The 22,747-nt window shown below is 38.6% G+C and carries 20 protein-coding genes and 1 riboswitch; of the genes, 4 read left to right on the top strand and 16 right to left on the bottom strand.

Annotation, left to right across the window (positions count from 1 at the left end; all coding sequences use genetic code 11):
• Positions 1-159 precede the first annotated feature (159 nt).
• Positions 160-1,047, top strand: a complete 888-nt coding sequence (locus ACE025_RS00535; RefSeq protein ID WP_485936372.1) for a fructose bisphosphate aldolase — start codon at positions 160-162, stop codon at positions 1,045-1,047.
• 53 nt (positions 1,048-1,100) lie between these two features.
• Here the strand turns inward: ACE025_RS00535 and ACE025_RS00530 are convergent, their stop codons facing one another.
• The 6 genes from ACE025_RS00530 to ACE025_RS00505 all read right to left on the bottom strand — a co-directional run bounded on the left by ACE025_RS00530 (position 1,101) and on the right by ACE025_RS00505 (position 6,529).
• Positions 1,101-2,264 (bottom strand): cation diffusion facilitator family transporter, encoded by a 1,164-nt coding sequence (locus tag ACE025_RS00530; protein WP_485936370.1) that lies wholly within the window; start codon positions 2,262-2,264, stop codon positions 1,101-1,103.
• Positions 2,265-2,736: 472 nt separating this feature from the next.
• Entirely contained in the window at positions 2,737-3,516 is a 780-nt protein-coding gene (locus ACE025_RS00525) for a serine hydrolase (RefSeq protein WP_485936368.1), read from the bottom strand.
• A 222-nt stretch (positions 3,517-3,738) separates the two neighbouring features.
• A complete protein-coding gene (locus ACE025_RS00520; protein ID WP_485936366.1) occupies positions 3,739-4,380 on the bottom strand; it encodes a copper homeostasis protein CutC in 642 nt (213 codons plus the stop codon).
• Positions 4,381-4,387: 7 nt separating this feature from the next.
• Positions 4,388-4,999 (bottom strand): hypothetical protein, encoded by a 612-nt coding sequence (locus tag ACE025_RS00515; protein ID WP_485936364.1) that lies wholly within the window; start codon positions 4,997-4,999, stop codon positions 4,388-4,390.
• 171 nt (positions 5,000-5,170) lie between these two features.
• Positions 5,171-5,932 carry a hypothetical protein gene (locus tag ACE025_RS00510; protein WP_485936362.1) on the bottom strand — a complete coding sequence of 254 codons (762 nt, stop codon included), beginning with the start codon at positions 5,930-5,932 and terminating at the stop codon, positions 5,171-5,173.
• 57 nt (positions 5,933-5,989) lie between these two features.
• Positions 5,990-6,529, bottom strand: coding sequence for a guanylate kinase (locus ACE025_RS00505; RefSeq protein ID WP_485936360.1), 540 nt, complete (start codon positions 6,527-6,529; stop codon positions 5,990-5,992).
• Between the two features lie 263 nt (positions 6,530-6,792).
• Here ACE025_RS00505 and guaC point away from each other — a divergent pair, with 263 nt between their 5' ends.
• Positions 6,793-7,767, top strand: a complete 975-nt coding sequence (guaC, locus tag ACE025_RS00500; RefSeq protein ID WP_485936358.1) for a GMP reductase — start codon at positions 6,793-6,795, stop codon at positions 7,765-7,767.
• 288 nt (positions 7,768-8,055) lie between these two features.
• Here guaC and ACE025_RS00495 read toward each other — a convergent pair whose 3' ends face one another.
• The 6 genes from ACE025_RS00495 to ACE025_RS00470 all read right to left on the bottom strand — a co-directional run bounded on the left by ACE025_RS00495 (position 8,056) and on the right by ACE025_RS00470 (position 13,918).
• Complete coding sequence (locus tag ACE025_RS00495; protein WP_485936356.1) at positions 8,056-8,232, bottom strand: hypothetical protein; 177 nt, start codon at positions 8,230-8,232, stop codon at positions 8,056-8,058.
• Between the two features lie 339 nt (positions 8,233-8,571).
• Positions 8,572-9,453, bottom strand: a complete 882-nt coding sequence (locus ACE025_RS00490) for an aldose 1-epimerase family protein (protein ID WP_485936354.1) — start codon at positions 9,451-9,453, stop codon at positions 8,572-8,574.
• A 69-nt stretch (positions 9,454-9,522) separates the two neighbouring features.
• Entirely contained in the window at positions 9,523-10,038 is a 516-nt protein-coding gene (locus ACE025_RS00485; protein WP_485936352.1) for a biotin transporter BioY, read from the bottom strand.
• Positions 10,035-11,015 carry a biotin--[acetyl-CoA-carboxylase] ligase gene (locus ACE025_RS00480; protein ID WP_485936350.1) on the bottom strand — a complete coding sequence of 327 codons (981 nt, stop codon included), beginning with the start codon at positions 11,013-11,015 and terminating at the stop codon, positions 10,035-10,037. The genes ACE025_RS00485 and ACE025_RS00480 overlap by 4 nt, the downstream gene beginning before the upstream one ends.
• A 155-nt stretch (positions 11,016-11,170) precedes the next feature.
• Complete coding sequence (locus ACE025_RS00475; protein ID WP_485936349.1) at positions 11,171-12,886, bottom strand: Na+/H+ antiporter NhaC family protein; 1,716 nt, start codon at positions 12,884-12,886, stop codon at positions 11,171-11,173.
• 95 nt (positions 12,887-12,981) lie between these two features.
• A riboswitch (Lysine riboswitch) is annotated at positions 12,982-13,160 on the bottom strand.
• 68 nt (positions 13,161-13,228) lie between these two features.
• Positions 13,229-13,918 carry a DUF2238 domain-containing protein gene (locus tag ACE025_RS00470; protein ID WP_485936347.1) on the bottom strand — a complete coding sequence of 230 codons (690 nt, stop codon included), beginning with the start codon at positions 13,916-13,918 and terminating at the stop codon, positions 13,229-13,231.
• A gap of 192 nt (positions 13,919-14,110) precedes the next feature.
• Here ACE025_RS00470 and ACE025_RS00465 point away from each other — a divergent pair, with 192 nt between their 5' ends.
• Both ACE025_RS00465 and pulA read left to right on the top strand, forming a co-directional pair.
• On the top strand, positions 14,111-15,010 hold the full coding sequence (locus ACE025_RS00465; RefSeq protein WP_485936345.1) for a DUF368 domain-containing protein: 900 nt from the start codon (positions 14,111-14,113) through the stop codon (positions 15,008-15,010).
• Between the two features lie 136 nt (positions 15,011-15,146).
• Positions 15,147-17,138 (top strand): type I pullulanase, encoded by a 1,992-nt coding sequence (pulA, locus tag ACE025_RS00460; RefSeq protein WP_485936343.1) that lies wholly within the window; start codon positions 15,147-15,149, stop codon positions 17,136-17,138.
• A gap of 334 nt (positions 17,139-17,472) precedes the next feature.
• Here the strand turns inward: pulA and ACE025_RS00455 are convergent, their stop codons facing one another.
• Genes ACE025_RS00455 through ACE025_RS00440 form a run of 4 tightly spaced genes read right to left on the bottom strand, consistent with a single transcriptional unit; the run spans position 17,473 to position 22,518 of the window.
• Positions 17,473-18,492, bottom strand: coding sequence for a LacI family DNA-binding transcriptional regulator (locus ACE025_RS00455; protein WP_485936341.1), 1,020 nt, complete (start codon positions 18,490-18,492; stop codon positions 17,473-17,475).
• A 55-nt stretch (positions 18,493-18,547) separates the two neighbouring features.
• Positions 18,548-19,552, bottom strand: a complete 1,005-nt coding sequence (locus tag ACE025_RS00450) for an aldose epimerase family protein (RefSeq protein ID WP_485936339.1) — start codon at positions 19,550-19,552, stop codon at positions 18,548-18,550.
• The gene (gene pgmB / locus ACE025_RS00445; protein WP_485936337.1) at positions 19,539-20,210 is read right to left on the bottom strand and encodes a beta-phosphoglucomutase; all 672 of its coding nucleotides are present in this window, start codon (positions 20,208-20,210) and stop codon (positions 19,539-19,541) included. Before pgmB ends, ACE025_RS00450 begins: the two co-directional genes overlap by 14 nt.
• Positions 20,211-20,226: 16 nt before the next feature.
• The gene (locus tag ACE025_RS00440) at positions 20,227-22,518 is read right to left on the bottom strand and encodes a glycoside hydrolase family 65 protein (protein ID WP_485936335.1); all 2,292 of its coding nucleotides are present in this window, start codon (positions 22,516-22,518) and stop codon (positions 20,227-20,229) included.
• Positions 22,519-22,747 lie beyond the last annotated feature (229 nt).

Raw genomic sequence — 22,747 nt, 5'->3', positions numbered from 1 at the left:
ATATAATAAGTGTTATTTAGCAACTTTTTACATGTTTGTTTTTAAAATCAAGCTAGAGGCTCAGTAGCTATCTTTTTACCCAATTTCATTTGCTTGTTATACTAATGACGAAAAGAGGTATTCTATTTTTTCAAATAATACTAAGGAGCTGAGTTTGTCGTGAATCAAGCACAAATAGACATCATCAGAAATGGAAATGGTTTTATAGCTGCCCTGGATCAAAGCGGTGGAAGTACACCTAAAGCTTTATCTCTTTATGGTGTAGACGAAGGTTCTTATTCAAGTGAAGACGAAATGTTTGATCTTGTTCATGAAATGCGGACACGCATCATCACATCTCCAGCGTTTAGTTCAAATTACATTTTAGGAGCTATTCTTTTCGAACAAACGATGGATCGTAAAATTGAAGACTTTTACACTGCTGATTATTTATGGGAAAAGAAAGGGATCGTTCCTTTCTTGAAAATCGATAAAGGATTGGCCGAAGAAAGCGAAGGCGTTCAATTGATGAAACCAAATCCTGGATTGGATGACTTATTAAAAAGAGCTAATGAGCGGAATATTTTTGGTACTAAAATGCGTTCACTGATTAAAGAACCAAATCAAGATGGTATCCATCAAGTCGTAGATCAACAATTTGAAGTGGCTAAACAGATTCTTCATGCAGGCTTGGTGCCTATCATTGAACCTGAAGTAAATATCCATAGTGAAGACAAAGAAAAATGTGAAAGCATCTTAAAAGAAGAAATCTTAACGTATTTAGATCAACTAGAGGAATATGAAAATGTCATGTTGAAGTTGTCGATTCCAACCGTATCTGATTTTTATGTCGAATTGATCGAACACCCTAGAGTACTGCGTGTAGTGGCTTTATCAGGTGGTTATTCTCGTGAAGAAGCCAATGAAAAGTTACGAAACAACCGCGGATTGATCGCTAGCTTTTCACGTGCTCTATCTGAAGGCTTATATGCCAATCAATCGGATGAAGAATTTGATGCCATTCTTATGGATTCTGTCAAAGAAATCTATGAGGCTTCAGTTTCATAAAGCAACTTATTAAAAAAGCAGCTGGAAAATTATTCCAGCTGCTTTTTTGGTCTTCACTTTAATAAATAAATACGGTCGAATTCAATTTCTACTTCAAATGTACCGATGTTTTCAGCAATATCTTTCTTAATTGCTTCTAAAAGTTCTTTATTGGTTTTCTCGATATTATCTGGAACTACAATATCAAATTGAATCGTCGACAATCCCTCGTTCTCTTCTACGCGAAAATCATGAAATTTCAGATTTAATTCGTATGATTGCAAAATGCGTTTTACTTGTTGGTAAATAGTTGTCTGTTCCTCGCTTTTGATGGCTATCGGATCTAAATGGCATACCAATTCTACACCCAGATACTCTTTAAAATCTTTTTCAATGGCATCAATTACTCGATGGGCCTCCGTCAAACTCCAGCTGTCGTCAATTTCAATGTGGATCGTCGCAAATGTTTTATTTGGACCATAATGATGCATCAATAAATCGTGGTAACCAATAATAGAAGTGTAGTAATCTAAAAAGCGCTTGATTTCATTGATTTGCTTTTCTGTTGGGCCTTTTCCTAACAAATCATCAATCGATTCTCGAATAATACTAATACCATTGTATAAAATATATAGCGCAATAAATACTCCAGCATACCCATCGATTTGCCAACCAAAAATCGTTTCCAACACTGACGCACCCAATACCACCAATGTTGTGTAAACGTCATTAAGACTATCTTGAGCCGCTGCTCCAATTGCATTTGAATGAATCTTACTGCCTACTCGTTTATAAAAATAACCTTGTGCCAATTTTACAATCACTGAAATAATCAACAGGATAAAAACCAATGCGTTTGTATTCAAAGGTGTTGGATTCATAATGCGTTGAATCGAATTCAGTAAAAACTGAAAACCGACAAATAAGATCCCAAGTGAAACTACTAGCCCGGTAATATACTCTGAACGCTCGTGTCCATAAGGATGTTGTTTATCCGCAGGCTTAGCTGCTATATGAAAGCCAAACAGGGTCAATATGGAAGAAGCACTGTCCGCCAAACTATTGATTGCATCCCCCAAAATAGAGACACTTCCTGAAACTAGTCCCGCAGTCATCTTGATCAAAAAAAGGATCAAATTTGAAATTAGTCCTACTTTCCCGGAAAAAAGACCTAATTGATTCCGTTTATTATTCTTTTCCTGCTTATTTAAATAGCGCTCCAACCACTTTTCCATCATTTTCAAAACTCCTAAAAAAATTTTCTATCTATTATAACACATGATTCACCCCCGATAGTCTGTCGACGACTAACTATCGGGGGTGAATCGATTTCGATGAGTTTCGTGCTTTGGTTTCAGACGCGTCGCGTTCGGCAGCTCACACTACCATTTCACGTTACTGGCTGTTTGAAAAAAAACAAACTGTCAGTAACGTGAGATGTCCGGTGAGCTGAACGCCTCACTCCACGCTCTGATTTTTAAACGCGTTGCGAAAAGCAGCCTATGGGTTTATAAGCCAAACCCAACTGCCAGGTAAAAAACACCTGTCTGTTGGGTTTTTCTTATACCCGATAGGCTTAATGCTTTTCTCCACGCTCTGCTTTTTAAATGCGTTTTGTTCGGCAGTCTTCCTATGATTTTCCTGATTTCTTTTTGTTGGGAAAGTGCCCCAACTAAAAGAATCAGTGAAATCTACGGAAGCCTAAACGCCTCACTCCACGCTCTGGAAGATGAGTTTTCCGATTTCTTGCATCCAGGCGTAGACTTGGGCTTCGTCTTCAGCTTCTTGGGTCATTGCTGCGACGTAGATGTTTTTTTCTTTGTAACGGAACAGGGCTGTGTCGTGCAGAACGGTTTTGTCTTCATCTGTTTTATTTAAAATTTCCAATACAGGTATTTCTTTTTCCGTCAGCGATCCTGGTAATCCGGTTCTGAATTGTTGATTCAATAGCGGGAATTCGATTCGTTTTTGCCAATCCGGATTTTTTTCTCCCAATTGGATGATTTCTTTCAAGACCGCGATTGCACCTTGAGGAGACATTTCATTTACTAATCCTGAAGCATAATCCATCAAGTAGCGTCTCAATTTGACGTCTTCTTTCCAACTTTTTGTTTCAATCCATTCTTGAATAGGGTTTAACCCCACATGGGCGATCAACTGATTAGTCGCTTCATGATCTGATACAGCAATCATCACTTTTAACAGTTCTTCTACTGTCCAGACTTCTATTTCAGGTAATAAGTATAAAACACCTTTTCCTGAGATCCGCCCTTGAGATGGAACAGAAATTTCTTCCAATATATCCAATTGCCCATAAACAGCGTGTTCATAGTAATACAAGTAAATGGGTAATTTGATCAAGTTAGCTGCACTGAATAGTTCTTCTTCATGAAATGAAAACAACGTCTCTCCGTCAGAAATGACTAGCCCTTTTGCTGGCAAAGATTCGTGTTTTTCATTCAATACTTCCAGTTCCTTTTTCCATTCCATACAAATCCCCTCGCTTTCACAGAAATTAGGTAATGCCTAGAATCTACATACGAAGTTAAAATGAATACTCTGGTTAATTTGACCTCAATTAAATAGGTTTTATCTGCTTTTCTTATTATTATCATATAGGGGTTTTCCTTAAAATGCCACTAATTCGATGGAAAGGATAAAAAAGAGGCCAGAATAAAATTCTGACCAAAACAAAAACTTTTTCGTTTATTTTTATTCCAGCGTTCCAACTATTTTTGTTCCATGAAGTTCTTCTACTGACAATTCATTTTGAATACGGCTGGCATTATCGCTGGTAATTCCTCCGCCCGGCAAAATAGTGATACGCCCATTGGAATAAGCGATCAATTCTTTTAAAGATGCTGCATGCAAATCGATCGAATCTGTCAACGGACCACCATGCGTCAAGATACGCGAAAACCCAACCTCCGAAAGCCAGTCAACAGCTGTTCTTTGCTGTTCTCCATCCAACTCGTCAAATGCCATATGGAACGTACGCTCCATATTTTCACTGGCTTGAATGACTTTGGTTAAAAAGTTGATGTCCAACATATTTTCAGTTGTCAATGCTCCAATGACAATACCTGCTGCTTCTAATTCTTTAGCTGTTTGGATATCTCTTAGCATAATGTCCTTTTCAGCTTCAGAATAAACAAAATTTCCGCCTCGAGGGCGAATGAGGACCATGACTGGAACAGCTTCTTGTTTACAATATTTAATCGTTGCTTCCATCACACCAAAACTGACCGTTGTTCCACCGACTGCTAAATTGTCGCACAATTCTATCCGGTCTGCTCCTGTTTGAATAGCCTTTGGAACAAGAGTAAAGTTTTCAACGCAAACTTCTCGGATCATTTTATCTTCACTTCCATTCTAACCTTTTTTGGCACTGCTTAAAAAAATGAAACATCGCTTCTCTAAAGGTTATTTCTTGCTCTAAATAGAGTTCCGGTTTTTCTTGGATCAAGTAATTTTGGACTTTTCCTTCATAAACCAATTCTACTTGTTCACATTGTCTGAAATCATCCGGAGTAATCAAATGAGCCGGTTTATCGATCAATGAGATACCCGCTGCACCTATCGCGTGAGCAACAAATTGAGAACAAAAATAAGCATTTTCTCGTTGAATTTCTCGATGCAAAGGAATAGCTAAAACCCCTAGCAAGTTGTACTTGTATTGTTCTTTATCCTGCTCAAATTGTTTCAAGATTATTTGTAATTGTTCATATTGTAAAGGTGTAATCGTCAAACAATAAATTTCGCAAGATGCTTCATTCAATAAGTGTTTCGTCACATCTTCCTTAACAAATCCGCCAATAAAAGGATTATAGACCTTTTTCCGAGCGAAGCTGTATACTTCTGTCAATTGCTGATCCAAAGCTAAAGACGCATGATTGTATGGCTTGCGGGTATATTTTTTGATCGCTGTGCTGAAGACAGTCCCAGTGTCTGTCAAAAGTAAATAAACATTCATTAGTTTTCCTCATATTAAATATCTTTTTCGAATTTTTCATGACAGCTTCCACCGCTTTACATAGAGCGGATTCATTTACATGAATTCTCGTTCAGTATAGCACATTTCCCAGCATAAAATAGGGCGAAAAAAAGTTTATTGGAACCTTTTTCCACCCTATGTGATCACAGTCTATTTTGGATAACGGATATATTTTTGCTGACTGATCATTTGTTCTGTATTCAATTTAATAGCTTGTTCGTAATTCAATTGAAGCATCTTTTCTTCATCTGCATTTTCAATCAAGTCTAGTTCATCCAAGCTTTTTTTTAACTTTTCTTTTGTTGCAGTTATTCCTGTGATGAATTCACGCTGATTTTTAGTCATTGTTTTCCATGAAGGTGTGCTCTCAATATACTTAGCATAGATTTTTATTTCCTCGTTTTTTTCCAACAAGGTTTTCAATGTCTTGTATTGATACATGTTAAAAAATGCTGCTGTTTTTTGAGTTTTCCTTACATCATCAACTGTGATTTCTTCTCTCACCATGACATCTTTTTCATAATATTCTTTATATGCTAAGAATTCTTGCAAGTATTTTTGATGTACATCCCAAAGTTTAATAAAAGCTTCAGAACCTTCTTTAACTTGAGGTTGGTTAGTTGTTAAAAGTACAGCCAAGGGAACTGTAAAATAAGCAGGGTCTATTTTCATTCGCTCTTCACCGCCAACGAAAATATTCTTGCTGATGTCTGCAAAGTTGGACAACATAAGCTGCGCTTCATTGGCTTCTTCTCTTACTTCTTCTCCGTCCAGCGTCAAATAAGCTGTAGCCACTACTTCATTTCCTTTTTGAAATCCTCCCATATAATACAATTTATCGTTCACACGATAAGATATAGGATTTACAAAAGTTCCTTCTGTCCACGTTTTATATTTTTTGATTTTTTTCATCAACTTTTTTATGTTCGCTTTTTCCATAAGTTCTCCTATCTGTCTATTGCATAAATTTTATGAAGCAAACTCATTTAAAATTTGTTGCATAATTTCCTCGGGAGTTCCATGTGAAACAACAAAGTCAGTATTCTCCACAGGTTCCAACTCTTCAGTTGATCGGCTAAAATGAATACGGTGCTCGATAGCCTCTGCTGTATCGCCACGTTTTTGCATACGCTCAGCCATTTCTTGTTCCGTAATTTTGAAAAAAATAATTTTAGTTTCTTCAGGGAATTGCTCTTTCATCACTTTTGCGCCATTTTTATCCAATGTTACATGTACCATATCGTATTTACCTAACTTGGCTTCAACTTCCTTTACAGAGAGGCCATAAGTATTTGATGCATAAGTTGTCTGTTCAATAAACGGCTCTTCTGTCATTTGCTTCATTGTTCGAAAATGATAATGGATGCCATCCACTTCTCCTAATCGCGGCTCTCTAGTGGTGGTCGTCACCAATTTAGGAATCCCTTTTTCAATCAATAAATCACTGACTGTTGATTTACCGCTCCCGCTTGCTCCCACTAAAACCAAAATCCTTTTTTGACTAGGCATTTCGTTCCTCCTCATTTCTTTTTGTATCTATTTTATTGTATCAAATAACGAACGAAAAAGTGTCCTAATTCAACTTAAGACAGGTTCCTCGGTCAAATTTGTCAAAATCACCTATAACTTCCTTTTTTACGGCAGATTTCCTTTGACAAAAAAGAATATATGGTGTAAATTGTTCTAGGTGCGAATTTTAATTAGATGTCGATCTTAAAAAGTTCGTGTTTTTTTGTGTGCTAATAACACTATTAATGAAACGAGGAATAGTCATGAAAATTTTTGATTACGAAGATGTTCAATTGATTCCAAACAAAAGTATCGTAAGAAGCCGTTCAGAATGTGATACTACTGTTACTTTAGGAAATAAAACTTTTGCATTGCCAGTGGTACCGGCCAACATGCAAACAGTTATTGATGAAGAATTAGCTGAAAAGTTGGCTGCTGACAATTATTTCTATGTCATGCACCGTTTTGATGAAGAAAGCCGTATCCCATTTATTGAAAAAATGCACTCTAAGGGTTTATTTGCTTCTATTAGTGTAGGGGTAAAAGAAAATGAATACTCATTTATTGAAGAACTAGCTGAAAAAGAATTAGTTCCTGAATACATTACGATTGATATTGCTCATGGACATTCACAATTTGTCATTGATATGATCCAACACATCAAAAAACATTTACCAGAATCATTTGTTATTGCCGGTAATGTGGCAACTCCTGAGGCTGTTCGTGAACTAGAAAATGCTGGAGCAGACGCGACTAAAGTTGGTGTTGGTCCAGGTAAAGTATGTATCACGAAATTAAAAACAGGTTTCGGGACTGGTGGCTGGCAATTAGCGGCTATCAACTGGTGTGCTAAAGCAGCACGTAAACCAATCATCGCTGACGGCGGAATCCGTGACCACGGTGACATCGCTAAATCAATCCGTTTTGGCGCTTCAATGGTTATGATCGGCTCATTATTTGCTGGGCACGAAGAATCTCCAGGACATACGATTGAAAAAGACGGCAAAAAATACAAAGAATACTTTGGTAGTGCATCACAATACCAAAAAGGCGAACACAAAAACGTAGAAGGTAAAAAAATCCTTCTTGAACATAAAGGTAATATCAAAGATACATTGGTCGAAATGAAACAAGACCTGCAATCCTCTATCTCATACGCCGGCGGAAAAGATATCGAAGCCATCCGCAAAGTAGATTACGTACTAGTTAAGAACTCTATTTTTAACGGAGACCGCTAGAGAGTAGAGAGCGAAGCATGGCGTTTAGACTACGTGTCTATAAGAAGGAACCTCCCAGTTGATGCTTTTTATCAACAGGGAGGTTTCGGCTTATAGACACGTAGTCTGCCATGCGTGGCTCGTTTTAAATAGAGAGCGGAGAAAAGCGTCTAGCCTATCGCATAAAAGCTAATCCCAACAGACAGGTGCTTTTCACCTGGCAGTTGGGATTAGCTTATAGGCGTATAGGCTGCTTTTCGCAGCTCGTTTCAGATAGAGAGCGAAGCAAACTGTTTAATTTAGATAGAACTATTCAACATCAATCAATAAAACATCGTTCAAATTTTTCAGTATAAAAACTGAAAAATTTAGAGCGATGTTTTTCTTTTTAAGGTATACTTCATCTGACATCACACAGTTTTCACACCTTCCTAAGAAAGAGCTGATCAAATTGATGGATAGTTTATCTCTGACAGATTTTTTCATCGTTATTTTTCTAGTACTGCTTTTTTATCCTTTAGTATGCGCATTGATAGCTTTAGTTGTCAGTATATTTAAAAAAATCACCAACAAAGCTCCATTCAAAACAACTTTCAAGGAAACCTTTTGGGACGTTTTTCTCGAATTGTTCAATCCATTCAATTACTTCTAACTCAAAAACCACCCTATCGTTTCAGGGAATGGTCTATTAATCAAGTGACAAAGAAAATCACGTCCGCTTGACTAATAGCTTCGGTCTATTAATCAAGCGGTCCCCTATTTAGTACTCATTTGATTAATAGCACCAAAAGCTAACTCTCTTTCTCACTTGAAGTTGTTAGAGCATCAAAAAAGAGCCATCGTGAAGCCCAGTTGTTTTACTTCCCCAGATTCCAGCAAAATAATGCCGCCTTTATCTTCTAATGTTCCGATTTCACCAGCAATATCCGGTAATCCAAAGAATGGCTCGATGCAAATAAACGGCGCATCCGCTTGTTCTTTTGTCCAAAGACATACATAAGGAAAATCAATAACGTTTAGCGTGACCCCATGTTTTTCAGGACCTTCTAGTGTAATGGCATCCAGCTTCGGCTCATCAATAATAATTAGTCCTTCCCGGAAAGTCTCATGACTCAATGTCATCACGCCATCTTTCATTTCATGAAGGACTTTTCGATTTCCGCTTCGGTAAGGCAATGGATTGCTCTCAAAGTATCTCACTTCTTCTTTCGGTTGAATGGTGATTGTGTAGTCTTCATAACTGCCAGCTCCATTTAGAGGCACATTGAACGCTGGGTGTCCTCCAATTGAAAACGGCATACGTTCTTTCGAATGGTTTTCTACTCTGTAGTCGACCGCTAAGAGCGCTCCAACCAGTACATATTCAATCATTAGCGTAAACTCATATGGATACATAGCGGTTGTTTCCGCATTATTTTTTAATGTAAAAACAGCTTTGATATCTGACTCTTGATGCGCTTCAAATGTCATGTCTTTCGCAAATCCATGTTGCGGCAATTCGTAGATTTTGTCATCTTTTTTGTACTTATATTCATTTAAACGCCCAATGATAGGAAAAAGATTCGGTGCACGACTGCCCCAAAAAGCTGCATTGCCATTCCAAAGATAATCAAACTGTTCTTTTTTATGATAGACTTTTTGCAATTCTGCCCCTTTAGCGGATATTTCCACTAATAGATCTTCGTTTTCGATTTTTATCACGTTCATCCCTCCAGAAATAGAATCAAATTCTTTTTCATCATAAGGCTTTTTAATCTATTTTTCTATTTAAACGGGTTAGCGGAGATGTCTTTTGATGCGAGTTGCCACTACGATTGCCAGAGCTGCTTTTAATATATCTCCAGGGATAAACAACCCCATACCTGCCCAAAACAATTGGAGAATAGAATAGTCTGCTCCTAAATAGCCGTTTAACAAAATGCCCATATAAGGCATTCCAATAAGGTAAATAAGGAATGTTCCTATAATTGTAACTTGGATATAAGCAGCTAGGTTTTCTTCTCGTTTCAATAGCAGTCTGCTCATCACAGTTGCCGCTAAAATAAAACCAAACAGAAAACCAAAACTAGGACTCAAAATCAGTTGCCCGCCACCAAGTAAGAGTTTCAATAATAAATGCACAACTTGTGTTAAAAATGCCGCTTTCGGCTTCAACAATAAACCTGTCACTAAAACAAATAACGTTTGCAGCGTAAATGGAACAGGACCCATTGGGATCATTATGAAGCCGCTGATAAATGTCAGAGCTGCCAGCAAGCTGATTTGAGTCAATTCTTTTACTGTCAGTTTCATTTTTTGGTCCCCTCTAATTGAATACTGATTTCTCCAAAACGCAACGTCTTCCATTCTTTGTTTTCCAGCTCAACGACCAACCCGCCTTCATCGTCAATACTTTTAGCGATTCCTTTGTGCGTCGTTTGCCCTTCTGTAAAGGTTACGGGTTGACCTAAAACAAAACACCGTTCCCGGTAATCCTCTAAATAGTTGTTGTGGTCTAATTTCTGATACATGTCATCTAGCTGATTGATGATTTCCGCAGCAAATTGATTGCGAGTCAACTTACTAGTTTCTTCATGAGAATAAACTGAACCAATGATTGATTGAAAGTCTTCTGGAATAGTCGCCGCTTCTTTTATATTCACACCAATTCCTACAATGATAGAATCAATCGTTCCCGTTTCAAAGTTGATGACCCCTTCTGTCAAAATACCGCAGATCTTACGACCATCTAAAAAGATATCATTGACCCATTTGATAACCGGCTTTTTGTCGGTCAGCTTTTCGATGGCCTTGCAGACAGCAACAGCTGCAACAGTCGTTACAGAAGCAGCATTTGCTTGCTGTTTGTTCGGATAAATCAAGCTCATATAAAGGCCTGTCTGAGTAGGAGAATAAAATTGCCGACCTAGTCTTCCTCGGCCGTTTGTTTGCTCTTCTGCTAATATAACTCCCTTCCCAAAAAACCGATCAGTAACTAATTTTTTCGCCACATCATTTGTCGAACCAACTTGTCTATGTACTTCCAAAACGGCTGGTTTTTCAGTCAGCCCAGAGTATAGCGACGTTTTAGATAATACATCCGGTTCATTAGCCAGCAAATACCCCTTATTGGTTGTGGCTTCGATTTGGTACCCTTCTGTCTGTAATGTTTTGATCGCTTTCCAAATAGAAGTTCTTGAAATAGCTAATTTATCAGCTAACTCCTGTCCTGAAATGGCTTTGCCTTTGTGCTCAATTAAATACGTTAATACTTTTTCTTTTGTCGTCATGTTTACACTCCCCTGCGTACATTTACTAATTCTAGTTTACTTTTTAGAAAATTAATGTCAACCTTTTTTAGACAAAGGGTAACAATGGTGCGATAAAAAACAGCACAAGTTTCCATCAGAATATTACTTGTACTGTTTTAATGGTTTGAATGTTTTTATTTTTGAGCAGCTGGTTCCTCTATTGGTTTTCCAACAAAGTAAACTACTGCAATCGTTACTAAGATAGCAATAGGCAAAACAATCCAAATCGGCATACCTAACCCTGCTGGAAGGAAGCCAAATAGAACGGATATAGTTCCTACCGTAACCGCATAAGGTGTTTGTGTTTGCACATGATCAATATGGTTCACACTAGCTCCCATAGAAGATAAAATCGTTGTGTCTGAAATCGGTGAACAATGGTCTCCAAATATTGCACCTGTCAAAACAGCTCCCGCTGAAAGGACAATAAACTGCGGATCTCCAGATAAACCAGCCGCCAATGGAATAGCCAGCGGCATCAAGATTCCCATCGTTCCATAAGACGTTCCTGTTGCAAATGAAATGACTGAACCTAATATGAAAATAACAGATGGCAATAGGAACGCCGGCATCGTATCAGACAATGAAGAGACTAGAAATTGGGCAGTACCTAAATCTGTGATCGAAGCACTTAGAGACCATGCCATCAATAAGATCGCTCCTGTAACTACTAGAGACTTCATACCGCCAATCCAAGTATCAACAGCTTCTCCCCAAGTAAAGGCTTTTTGGTGTACACCCATGACCATAGCCACTATGCTGGCAAACAAGGCTGCTTGGAATAAAACCACACTGGCATCAGAAGCTCCAAACGCTTCTTGAATACCTGTAAAAGAAAATGGACTGTTTTGCATATCCGCAATCAATGCTGCATCTTCGCCAGACATAATAGTGTTGTATCCATTAAAATAAAATCCGATCAAAGAAGTTACGATCAGTGTACCAACAGGCACTATCGCATTCCAAATGCTTAATTTGACACCTTTAGCAGGTTTCATTTCATCCAGCTCACTGGACATTGCATAAGGATCAATTTCTTCTTCATTCGTTGCATCATATTTTCTTGCTCTTCTCTCGGCTTTCAACATTGGACCAAATTCTCTTAAGAACAACGCTGTACAGACCACAAACAACAGCATTAAAATATTGTAAAAGCGATACGGAATCGTTTCCAAGAAAATACTATACGCATTTACATTTTGTCCGATAGTTTCATAACCATCTTGAATCAACCCTACTTCGTATCCGACCCAAGTCGAGATCAATGCGATTCCTGCTACTGGAGCAGCAGTAGCATCAACAACGAAAGCCAGCTTTTCACGAGAAATTTTCTTCTCATCTGTTACTGGGCGCATAACCGGCCCAACGATCAATGCATTAGCGTAATCATCAAAAAAGAGCAGCAAACCTAGTATCCAGGAAATGACTTGAGCACTAATAGGACCTTTAGCTTTATTTGCTAAAGCATTCGCTACAGCTTTTGTCCCGCCCATTTTAGTCATTAAAGCAATCAATCCTCCGATAACTAAAACTTGTAAAATAATCCCTGCATTATATCGATCTGCAAGTGACGTCAAACTGTACTCCACAATGCTTAAAAATGACTGCACGATCGCGCTGAAAATCGAGCCATCAACAGAATGCAAAACAAAAGCACCTGCAAAGATTCCTAAAAACAATGAAATCAGAACGTTTTTTGTTATAAACGCTAATAATATGGACACCACTGGAGGAACTAACGAAAACCATCCAAACTGGATTGCACCATCTGAACCTGTTGTAAAATCAGTTGCTAAAGTAACAGCCACAAAAGCAATTACGACCAGACTAAGTAAAATATTTTTTCTCAAACCTTTAACTTCCTTTCTTTTTAAGACACAAAAAAATGCCTGAGTTCTATTCAACTCGAGGCATTATGTCGTCTCTAATAGACATCATTTATCCGTTCGTTAATAGTCCTCCACAAATTTTTGCAAAAATTTATGACAGTGATAAGCATTTTCTGCTTACCCCCAGCAAACAACAATTGGCACTGCTGTTAGCTTCGGCAATTCATCCTTTCAAGTCATTTCATCGTGCCACCTCTATGACTTTACTAATACAAACTGCGCCTCTATCTTTTCTAATTTCATTTATATGATAACGACTTTATGAACTAGTTGCAATCATGTTGCCTAGACAGCGTTATTTTTCTAACGATTTACTTTCTTTTTTACTGTAAAAAAGCCTACAATACAAACTGCCAGAGAACTCAATGCATCAACGATCAAATCTTCCATTGTATCTGCTAAAGCGTCACGTCCAACCAGCACTTCTTTATCAGCTGTAATAAACTTTTGCATATTCGTACCTAAAAGACCATCGGCCAAAAATTCATAAATTTCCCATATCGTTCCGGCTGCCAGCGCAAAACAAAAAGCAAATAACGTGACAAAAATCGGACTTAATTCCATATTCACTTTTTCGGAATCATTGAAGAAACTGACCAAAACAAATCCTAAAGCACCCAACATAGCTCCACTAAACATATGAAGAATCAGATCCCAGCTTGGAACACGGTAATAAAAATCTCTTACTTCTCCTAAATAAATAGCGCAAAACAAGAATATAAAATACATGATTTCCATAACATCAGGGATATTCACTGAGAATTTCCGCTCAATGAAGGAGGGAATAAACATCACGATGACACCTACTAAACATTGCAATAATGTCAGTACATAATCACTCTTTACTTTTTCAAATCCGTTGTCTGCCACACCTGAAGGGGCTGTAAACAACATATATACAGCATAGATAACAGATATACCAAGTAAAAGCAACACGATTTGACCTACTCTATCTTTCCATTTAGCTGAATGATCTTCCTTTTTATGATTCACTCTGTTAACTCCTCCAAAATAGTTTCTAAATCTTATTTTAGCACATGTAGACTTCTCTACCCTATTCATGTGATCATTCTAATTCTGACTTCCATTTCTGAAAAAACGGCAATTTGAAAGAATTATTGCTATCTACTCGAGATTTACGTACAATTGTTTTATGTATTTTACCATAAATAAAGGAGATCGATGATGAGTTATATATGGATGATTTTAAAAGGAATGTTGATGGGAATAGCAAATATTATTCCAGGTGTTAGTGGGGGGACTATGGCTGTCTCATTAGGGATTTATGATGATTTGATTTATTCCATTACGCATTTGGCTAAGAATTGGAAAAAAAGCATGAGGATATTGCTGCCTTTAGGTATAGGACTGGTTTTAGGTATTATTGGGTTTTCGTATTTGATTGAAGTGTTACTCAGCAAATATACTTTGCCGACAGCATTAGCTTTTATTGGGTTGATTTTAGGTGGGATACCGATTTTGACAAAATCCTTTTTGCTTGCTTTGCGTCAAGATAAAAAGAAAGTTTCTTTGTCCCACATTGCGTTATTTCTTGTCTTTTTTGCTCTCGTTGTCGGCCTTGCATTGATTCAAGCAGAAGGAAATACGATGTCAACGATCACTCTGTCTTTTGGTTCTATTATTAAAATGTTTTTTGTCGGAGTCATTGCTTCGGCCACGATGGTCGTGCCAGGAGTTAGCGGGTCACTTGTACTTATGGTTCTAGGTTATTATTATGGTATTCTAAATTCAGTCACTGGCTTTTTTAGTGCCTTGACTTCTATGAATATAGAACAACTATTGCACTACACAGGAATTTTATTCCCATTTGGAATAGGAGTTTTAGCTGGAGTCTTTCTTATCAGCAAATTGATTGAATACTTGTTTAAAAACCAACCTGCTCTAACGTATAGCGGAATTTTGGGATTAGTTTTAGCTTCCCCTTTTGCTATTTTGTATAATACAAATGCATTAGCTGATCTTCAAAGCTCGAACGCTGTCCTCTTTTTAATTCTCGGATTGTTGTTCGCAGTACTATGCTTCTTGTTAACCTATTACCTAGGAAAAACAGAAGACCCTGCTTAATCACCTCAAAACATGAACTGGTGCTGTTTTCCAGTTCATGTTTTTTTTGACAGCTTTTTCATTTAGAAAATGTTAAAATATAAAAGAGATTTAAACAAAGGTTTTCCCTATTTCAAGTGAGAAAGGAAGTTCATTCATGACCGATCATATCACTACTTTAGAAGACAAATTAACTTATCTGGAAAACAATGCTTATTATGGAGACGATTTAGGTGTCACTTATTCTCCAACACACACTCGCTTCAAAGTGTGGTCGCCTCTTGCTGACAAGGTTGCTGTCAATCTTTATCAAACTGGCGATATCCATGATGATTCATTGCTTGATTCCTATTCACTAACTCTTGAAAATAACGTGTGGACTATTACGCTAGACGGAAATTTTGAAAATCACTTCTACACTTATACGATCGATATTGATGGCAAATCAAATGAGACTATTGATATTTATGCAAAAGCTGCAGGCATCAACGGAAACCGGGCTGCTATTATTGACTTTGAAAAAACCAATCCAGCACAATGGAAACAAGATACCCATGTGACACAACAGTCAATTACAGATGCTTTTATCTGGGAAGTACATGTAGCTGATTTTTCTTCACATGAAAACTCTGGTATCAGTGCTGAAAATCGCGGGAAATACCTCGCATTTACAGAAGAAGGAACTACTTATAATAATCGAAATGAGTATTCTACTGGAATCGATTATTTAACTTATTTAGGGGTAAACTACGTCCACTTGCTGCCGGTGTTTGACTTCGAAAATGATGAAGCAGGTTCGGATTACAATTGGGGTTACGATCCAAAAAATTATAACGTTCCAGAAGGCAGATATTCTTCAGATCCCTCAGACCCTTTAACACGTATAAACGAGTTTAAGCAGATGGTTCAAAGCCTGCATAAAAAGAACATCGGTGTTGTTTTGGATGTCGTTTACAACCACACTTTAGAAACTGAGCTTTCTAGTTTTAATTTGACGGTACCCGATTATTACTACCGCCAAACAGCCTCAGGAGAATTTGCAGACGGTTCAGCTTGCGGGAATGAAACTGCCAGCGACCGAACAATGATGCGCAAATACATGATCGATTCTGTGTTGTATTGGGCGAAAGAATATCACTTGGACGGCTTCCGATTTGATTTGATGGGACTTCATGATGTAGAGACAATGAACGCTATTCGCAGTGCTTTGAATGACAATGGTCTAGAACATGTCATTCTTTATGGAGAACCTTGGGATGCTGGAAGCAATGAAATCAAAGAACCGAATATCCCTGCTAATAAAAACAACAGTGCTCATCTTATGGAAGGAATTGCGATTTTTAATGACGATTTCAGAGACTCTATGAAAGGCCATGTATTTGAAAAAACTGCTGGTGCTTTTCTTCAAGGAAAAAGCGGAAACACTGTTCAAAATACAGACGTGATGGCAAGTATTTGTGCAAATACCATTGGTGCTGATCATTCAGAATATGGGCTTGCTGACAAAACTTGGGCAAAAAACCCAACTCAAGTCATCACTTATCATTCTGCTCATGATAACTTGACCCTTTACGACAAATTGGTTGCCAGCTTATATGAAGAACCTCACTATCAACGAAACGACTGGCTGATTGAGCTGAACAAATTAGCAGCTGCCGCACTGTTCACCTCCCAAGGCGGATTGTTTATGCAAGCTGGGGAAGAGTTCGCTCGGACAAAACATGGCGATGAAAATAGTTTTGTTTCTCCTATTGAAGTCAACCAGCTGGATTGGGAATTGACTGTGAAGAATCGTGATCTGGTCGATTATTACCGTGGATTATGGCAGATGCGTAAACAGTACGCTCCATTACGAGATGCAACTCCAGAAACCGCAAAAGCTACAACTTTTTCGAGAGACACTGCTGATAATTTGATTGCTTATACCATCCCAAATCTTAGTTCTGATGAGGATGATTGGAGCTGGATGGCTGTGGTGTTGAACTCTTCTAATGTGGCTCGAGAAGTCGCTTTGGAAAGTCAATCGGAATTGCCTCAAAAGTGGACGATTGCAGCGAATAAAGAAGCGGTCTCCCTAGATGGTTTAGGAACGATTGAAGGAAATGTCGTTACCGTAGAACCGCATAGTGCTGTCATCTTAACGGCTTAAAGCAAAAGACATCGAGTAGAGAGACAGAGATCTCTATGCTCGATGTCTTTTTTTGTTGGGTTGAAGGAGATAGTTTGGTGCTGGATTTTGTGTGCGTACGCTATTAATCAAGTGAGAGTTTGAATCTTGTTCAATTGATTAATAGCACCGCTCTATTAATCAATTGGGGACCGGAATCCTGTTCGCTTGATCAATAGAACCATTCTATTAGTCAAATGAACATTGAAATCCTGCTGACTTGATTAATAGCACCCCTGTCTAGATGATTACCACCTCCTACAACAAAAAACAAGAGACCGGAATCATAAGCCCAATCTCTTGTTTTTTATTTTAGCTACTTTTTCCGGCAAGACTGCCGTTCGATGATCTGGTGCGGAAGAATCATTTTTACTGCTAACGATTGTTTCGCTTCGATTCGTTGAATCAACTGGTAAACCGTTTGCGATGTCAGCGAATCGGTATGTAAATCGATTGAAGTCAATTCAGGTTGCGCTTTTTCTGCAAAGATCGAATTGTTGAATCCGATAATCGACACATCCGCGGGAACTTTCAATCCATAATCGCTCAACACATAAATCATGTTCAATGCAATCAAATCATCACTGGCTACGATACCGGTCGGAAAATCATCGTGATCGAACAATTGACGCATCTTCTCACGGTAATCCGCTTCAGGAAGCGTAATATCGACCACCATTTCCGGATCCATTTCGATGCCCGCTTCTTCTAAAGCTTGCGTGTAGCCTTTTAATCGTTCTCGAATCACCATTTGCTTAGTGTCTTCACCAATAAACGCGATTTTTTGATGTCCCAGCTGCAACAAATAATTCGCTGCGTCTTTGCCGGCGACAACATTGTCGTTGTCTACGTACAGCATCGCATTTTCATATTTGTAAGGCTTCCCGATCATGGCAAATGGAACCTGTTCTTGGTATAAATATTCGGTGACGGCATCGTCTTTCCTTGAATATAACACGATGAAACCATCTACGCGTCCGCCTTCTGCCATTGTCTGCACACTGTCCAGCAATTCTGCTTCAGTGGTTCCTGAAGCGATCGATACCATGTACTTTTTCTCATTGCACGCTTTACTAATACCGCGAAGCATGCTTAAGAAAAATGTATTCTGAAAAGCTTCCCCTTGAGAAACAGGCAAAATAACACCGATCGTTTGAGTCGTTTGATTGACTAATCCACGTGCAGTCAAGTTGGGTCGATAACCGATCTCATCCATTATTTTGCGGATATTCTGCTTTGTTTTCTCACTGATACTTGGGGAATCCTGCAAGGTGCGGGAAACCGTCGAAGTCGCGACCCCGGCTTTTTTTGCTACATCTTTAATCGTTACAGCCATTTTCCCGCTCCCTTTCCTAGATTGCTTGATTACCCTTTATTCTAATCTACATCTTTTAAACTGTAAACGTATACTTGGTTGAATAATGATACGTTTTTCCAGGTTCGATCACAATAGAGCGGAAGTTAGGATGATGAACAGCGTCCGGCAATTCTTGGGTTTCCAATGCAATTCCCCTATGACTGCTCATTTTTTCTCCTGCTACTAAATAGTCTTCTTCCATTCCCGTTGTCGAAAAGACCACTACTGCTTCTCGATCTGTTTCAATCGTCACTGCTCGACCACTTTGTGCATCATACAATCGAACCTTTTTTTCTCCCGTCAGTTTGAATGGCGTATCAAATCCTTCAGGTCTTTGTTCTATTGCGTTTTGAAGGCTTTTCGCTGTTTTGAAATCAAAAGCTGTATTTAAAACCGGCAGCAGATTTCCTGTCGGTAACTTTTTCGAGTTGATTTCTGCATACAAGTCCGCGTCAATTTGCAGCGTGTGATCCAAGATTTTCCGATCCACATTTCCACTTAAATTAAAATAAGTGTGATTTGTCGGATTGAAAAGCGTTTCTTGATCCGTTTCAGCAGTGATCAGCATTTCCCATACAGAATCTTCTGTCCAATAGTAGGTGACTGTTGTCTTCAGATTGCCGGGATATCCATTGTCTCCGCCTGGGCTGGTTAATGAAAACACCACACCAGCTTTATCTTCTTCATGAATCAGCGCACTTTTCCACACTTGATGACTGAAATTCACTGGACCTCCATGAATATGATTGCTTCCTTCATTTTGAGTCAGTTGCACATCAGACCATTTCCCATCAGCGATTCTTCCAGCCACTCTGCCTACTAAAGCTCCAAAATAAGGTGAATCCGTTACATAATCTTCCAGCCGGTCAAATCCAAGAACAACATTTTCGACGGTTCCGAATTTATCCGCCAGTTCGATCCCAGTTACTACTGCACCATAGTTGATGCAGCGAAAAACATGCCCCATTTGATTCGTTAAGACATATTCAAAGACTTCTTGACCATTATGATATCCGTATAGTTTTTTATGAACGTCCAACCGCTTCACTCCAGACTTGTTCCAGCAATTCTACCGTCAATGCATTTGTCTCAGGAACGACTTTTGTTGCTTTACGTAACGTGTCAGCATCGCCGACTCCAATGGAGACCATATCAGAAGCAGCAATAGCTTCTACTCCTGCAGCTGCATCTTCTACTCCAACGCAATCTTGAGGTTTTACGCCAAGATCTTTGGCACCTGTCAAGAAAATCTCAGGGTCTGGTTTCCCAGCTTTTAATTTAGCCGGATCAACGATTTCATCAAAGTAATCCATCAACTGGAGCTTCTCCAAAATAGTTGGACCGTTTTGACTAGCCGAAGCTAATCCAATCAAAACGTTTCTTTCTTTTAATCCGTCTAATAACGCTTTAATTCCTGGCAAAATGTCTTTTGGAGACATTTCTTCGATCATTGTTTTATATAGCTCGTTTTTCTCAGCTGCCATAGTTTCTTTTTCAGTTTGAGAATACGCTTCTTCCTTGTTTCCTTTAGCCAAAATACGGTTCAATGAATCTGTTCGGCTGACGCCTTTTAGTTCTTCGTTGAACTCCTCGTCAATTTCAATACCGATTTTTTCCCCTAAAGCTTTCCATGCGTGATAATGGTACACGGCTGTATCTGTGATCACGCCATCTAAATCAAATAAGACTGCTTTCATCTGTTCTCGTCCCTTCTTATGAGTTGATTGAAACCGGTTGAGCTGTTTGTACTTCACAAGTATAAACTGTTTCCAATAAAATTGTCTCGTTATAAACAGAAACTTCTAAAGCTTCTCCTTCGATCAATGTGATTGCTACTTTTTCATTTGTAACCGAAATGTTCAGCAAACGTCCGCGGTAGTTGATATGGAATGCATAGTTTGTCCAGTTTTCCGGCAATAGCGGTCTAAATGACAATTGACCATTCACTGTCTGCATACCTGCAAATCCTTCAACGATCGTCAACCAGCTTCCTGTCATTGAGGTAATGTGTAAACCGTCTTCTGTATCGTTATTGTAGTTGTCCAAGTCCAAACGAGCGGTACGTTCATACAATTCTACAGCCTTGTCCATTTTCCCAAGATCAGCAGCTAAAATTGCATGGATACTTGGCGACAAGCTAGATTCATGGACCGTCATTGGTTCGTAGAAATCAAAGTTGCGAACCATCTCTTCTTTCGAGAATTGATCGCGGAAGAAGTAGATCCCTTGTAAGACATCTGCTTGCTTGATGAACGGCGAACGTAAGATTTTATCCCATGACCAGTTTTGGTTCAATGGCAATTCTTTCGGATCCAACTCAGATACCGGACGCAAGTCTTTATCTAAGAATGTATCGTGTTGTACGAATACATCACGTTCTTCATCATACGGGTAATACATTTTTTGGATGATTTCGCTCCATTTTTCTATTTCTTCAGTCGAAACGTGCAAGCTTTCTTTTTTCTCAGTTGCCAGTTCCAACGACTCAAGCGTATATTGAAGTGTCCATGCAGCCATTTTATTTGTGTACCAGTTGTTGTTGATATTGTTTTCGTATTCATTCGGACCAGTTACTCCATGCATCATGTATTGATCTTTGAAACGGTTGTAATGCACACGGTCAGCCCAGAAACGACTGATGCCCACTAATACGTCCAACCCTTTGTCTTTCAAATACGTTTGGTCTCCAGTATAGTTCGTGTAATTGTAGATCGCATAAGCCATTGCACCATTTCGGTGGATCTCTTCAAATGTGATTTCCCATTCGTTATGGCATTCCACTCCTGTAAAAGTTACCATTGGGTACAAAGCGCCTTTCAATCCTTGTTGTCGTGCGTTGTGTTCTGCTTGCGGCAACTGGTTGTGGCGATACTGCAACAAGTTTTCCGTTACTTCCGGATCAGCTAATGCTAGATACAACGGTACAGCATACGCTTCTGTATCCCAGTATGTTGCTCCACCGTATTTCTCACCCGTGAAGCCTTTTGGTCCAATATTCAAGCGCTCGTCTTCTCCATAATATGTTGAGAATAATTGGAATAAGTTGAAACGAATCCCTTGTTGAGCAGCAGCATCTCCGCCAATTACGATGTCTGCTTTCTTCCAGCGTTCGATCCATAGTGATTCATGACGCATACGTAATTCTTCAAATCGCAGTTGATCCACCATTTTACTGATTTCTTGAGCTTTACCTGCCACTTCTTCTTTGTCGTAATCACGAGAAGTAGTGATCACAATGCGCTTTTCCATCACTGCTTTTTCGCCAGCAGCTAACTTTCCTGCATAAGTTTGAGAAATGTGCATTTTTTCTGAAGACTCAGTCGTTTTTTCAAGATTGACAGCATGATTCGACATCACTGCACCTACCGTAAATTGTTCAATCCCAAAATCATTCGGTTTAGTTTCGATCACTAATTGGTTTTGATTATAAGAAACTGGCAACCAGAATTTTTCTTCATAATTAGAATCTTCATTCGTCACATTTCCATCTAATGCAGGAACCATTTCAACACGAATATCTTCAGATAAACTTGTTACTTCTATTTTAATCGCACACAATTCTTTTTGATCCAAACTGACAAATCGTTCTACTGCAACTCGGGCTTTTTTGCCTTCTTTTTCTACTATATAACTTCTCTTCAAGATACCGCGCTGCATGTCCAATTCCAATTCGAAATCGGATACATTATCTGTGTACAAATCAATTTTGACACCATCAATCAGGATATCGGTTTGAATAAAATTCATTGTATTGATCACTTTACCAAAATATTCAGGGTACCCATTTTTCCACCAGCCAACACGCGTTTTGTCTGGATACCATACTCCTCCAATGTAGCTTCCTCTATGGTGGTCGCCAGTATATGCTTCTTCAAAGTTTCCTCGCATCCCCATATAACCGTTTCCAATGCTGGTTAAGCTTTCTTGTAATCTACGTTCATTTTTATCTAATACCGTTGTTTTTACTTTCCATTCGTCAATTTCAAACAATCTATTATAAGCCACTTTTTTTCCTCCTGTACATTCATTGCGTAAGTCAAAAATGGTGCAATGCTGGTTTTCTAAGTTCTTTAACGCAAGTTTAAACGCAAACGTTTGCGTTGTCAATTTGAAAAGGCTTAACTTTTCCTAAAGATGAATAAAGAACGTTGAAACAACAGCATTACTCATTTCTGTTACCGGTAACAACTTTTAACAAATTAAAAACGCTTGCATTTTTCCGAAGCAGGATTTA

It is taken from the genome of Desemzia sp. AGC72 (assembly GCF_057334175.1).
This window is presented reverse-complemented; position numbering and strand designations above follow the sequence as displayed.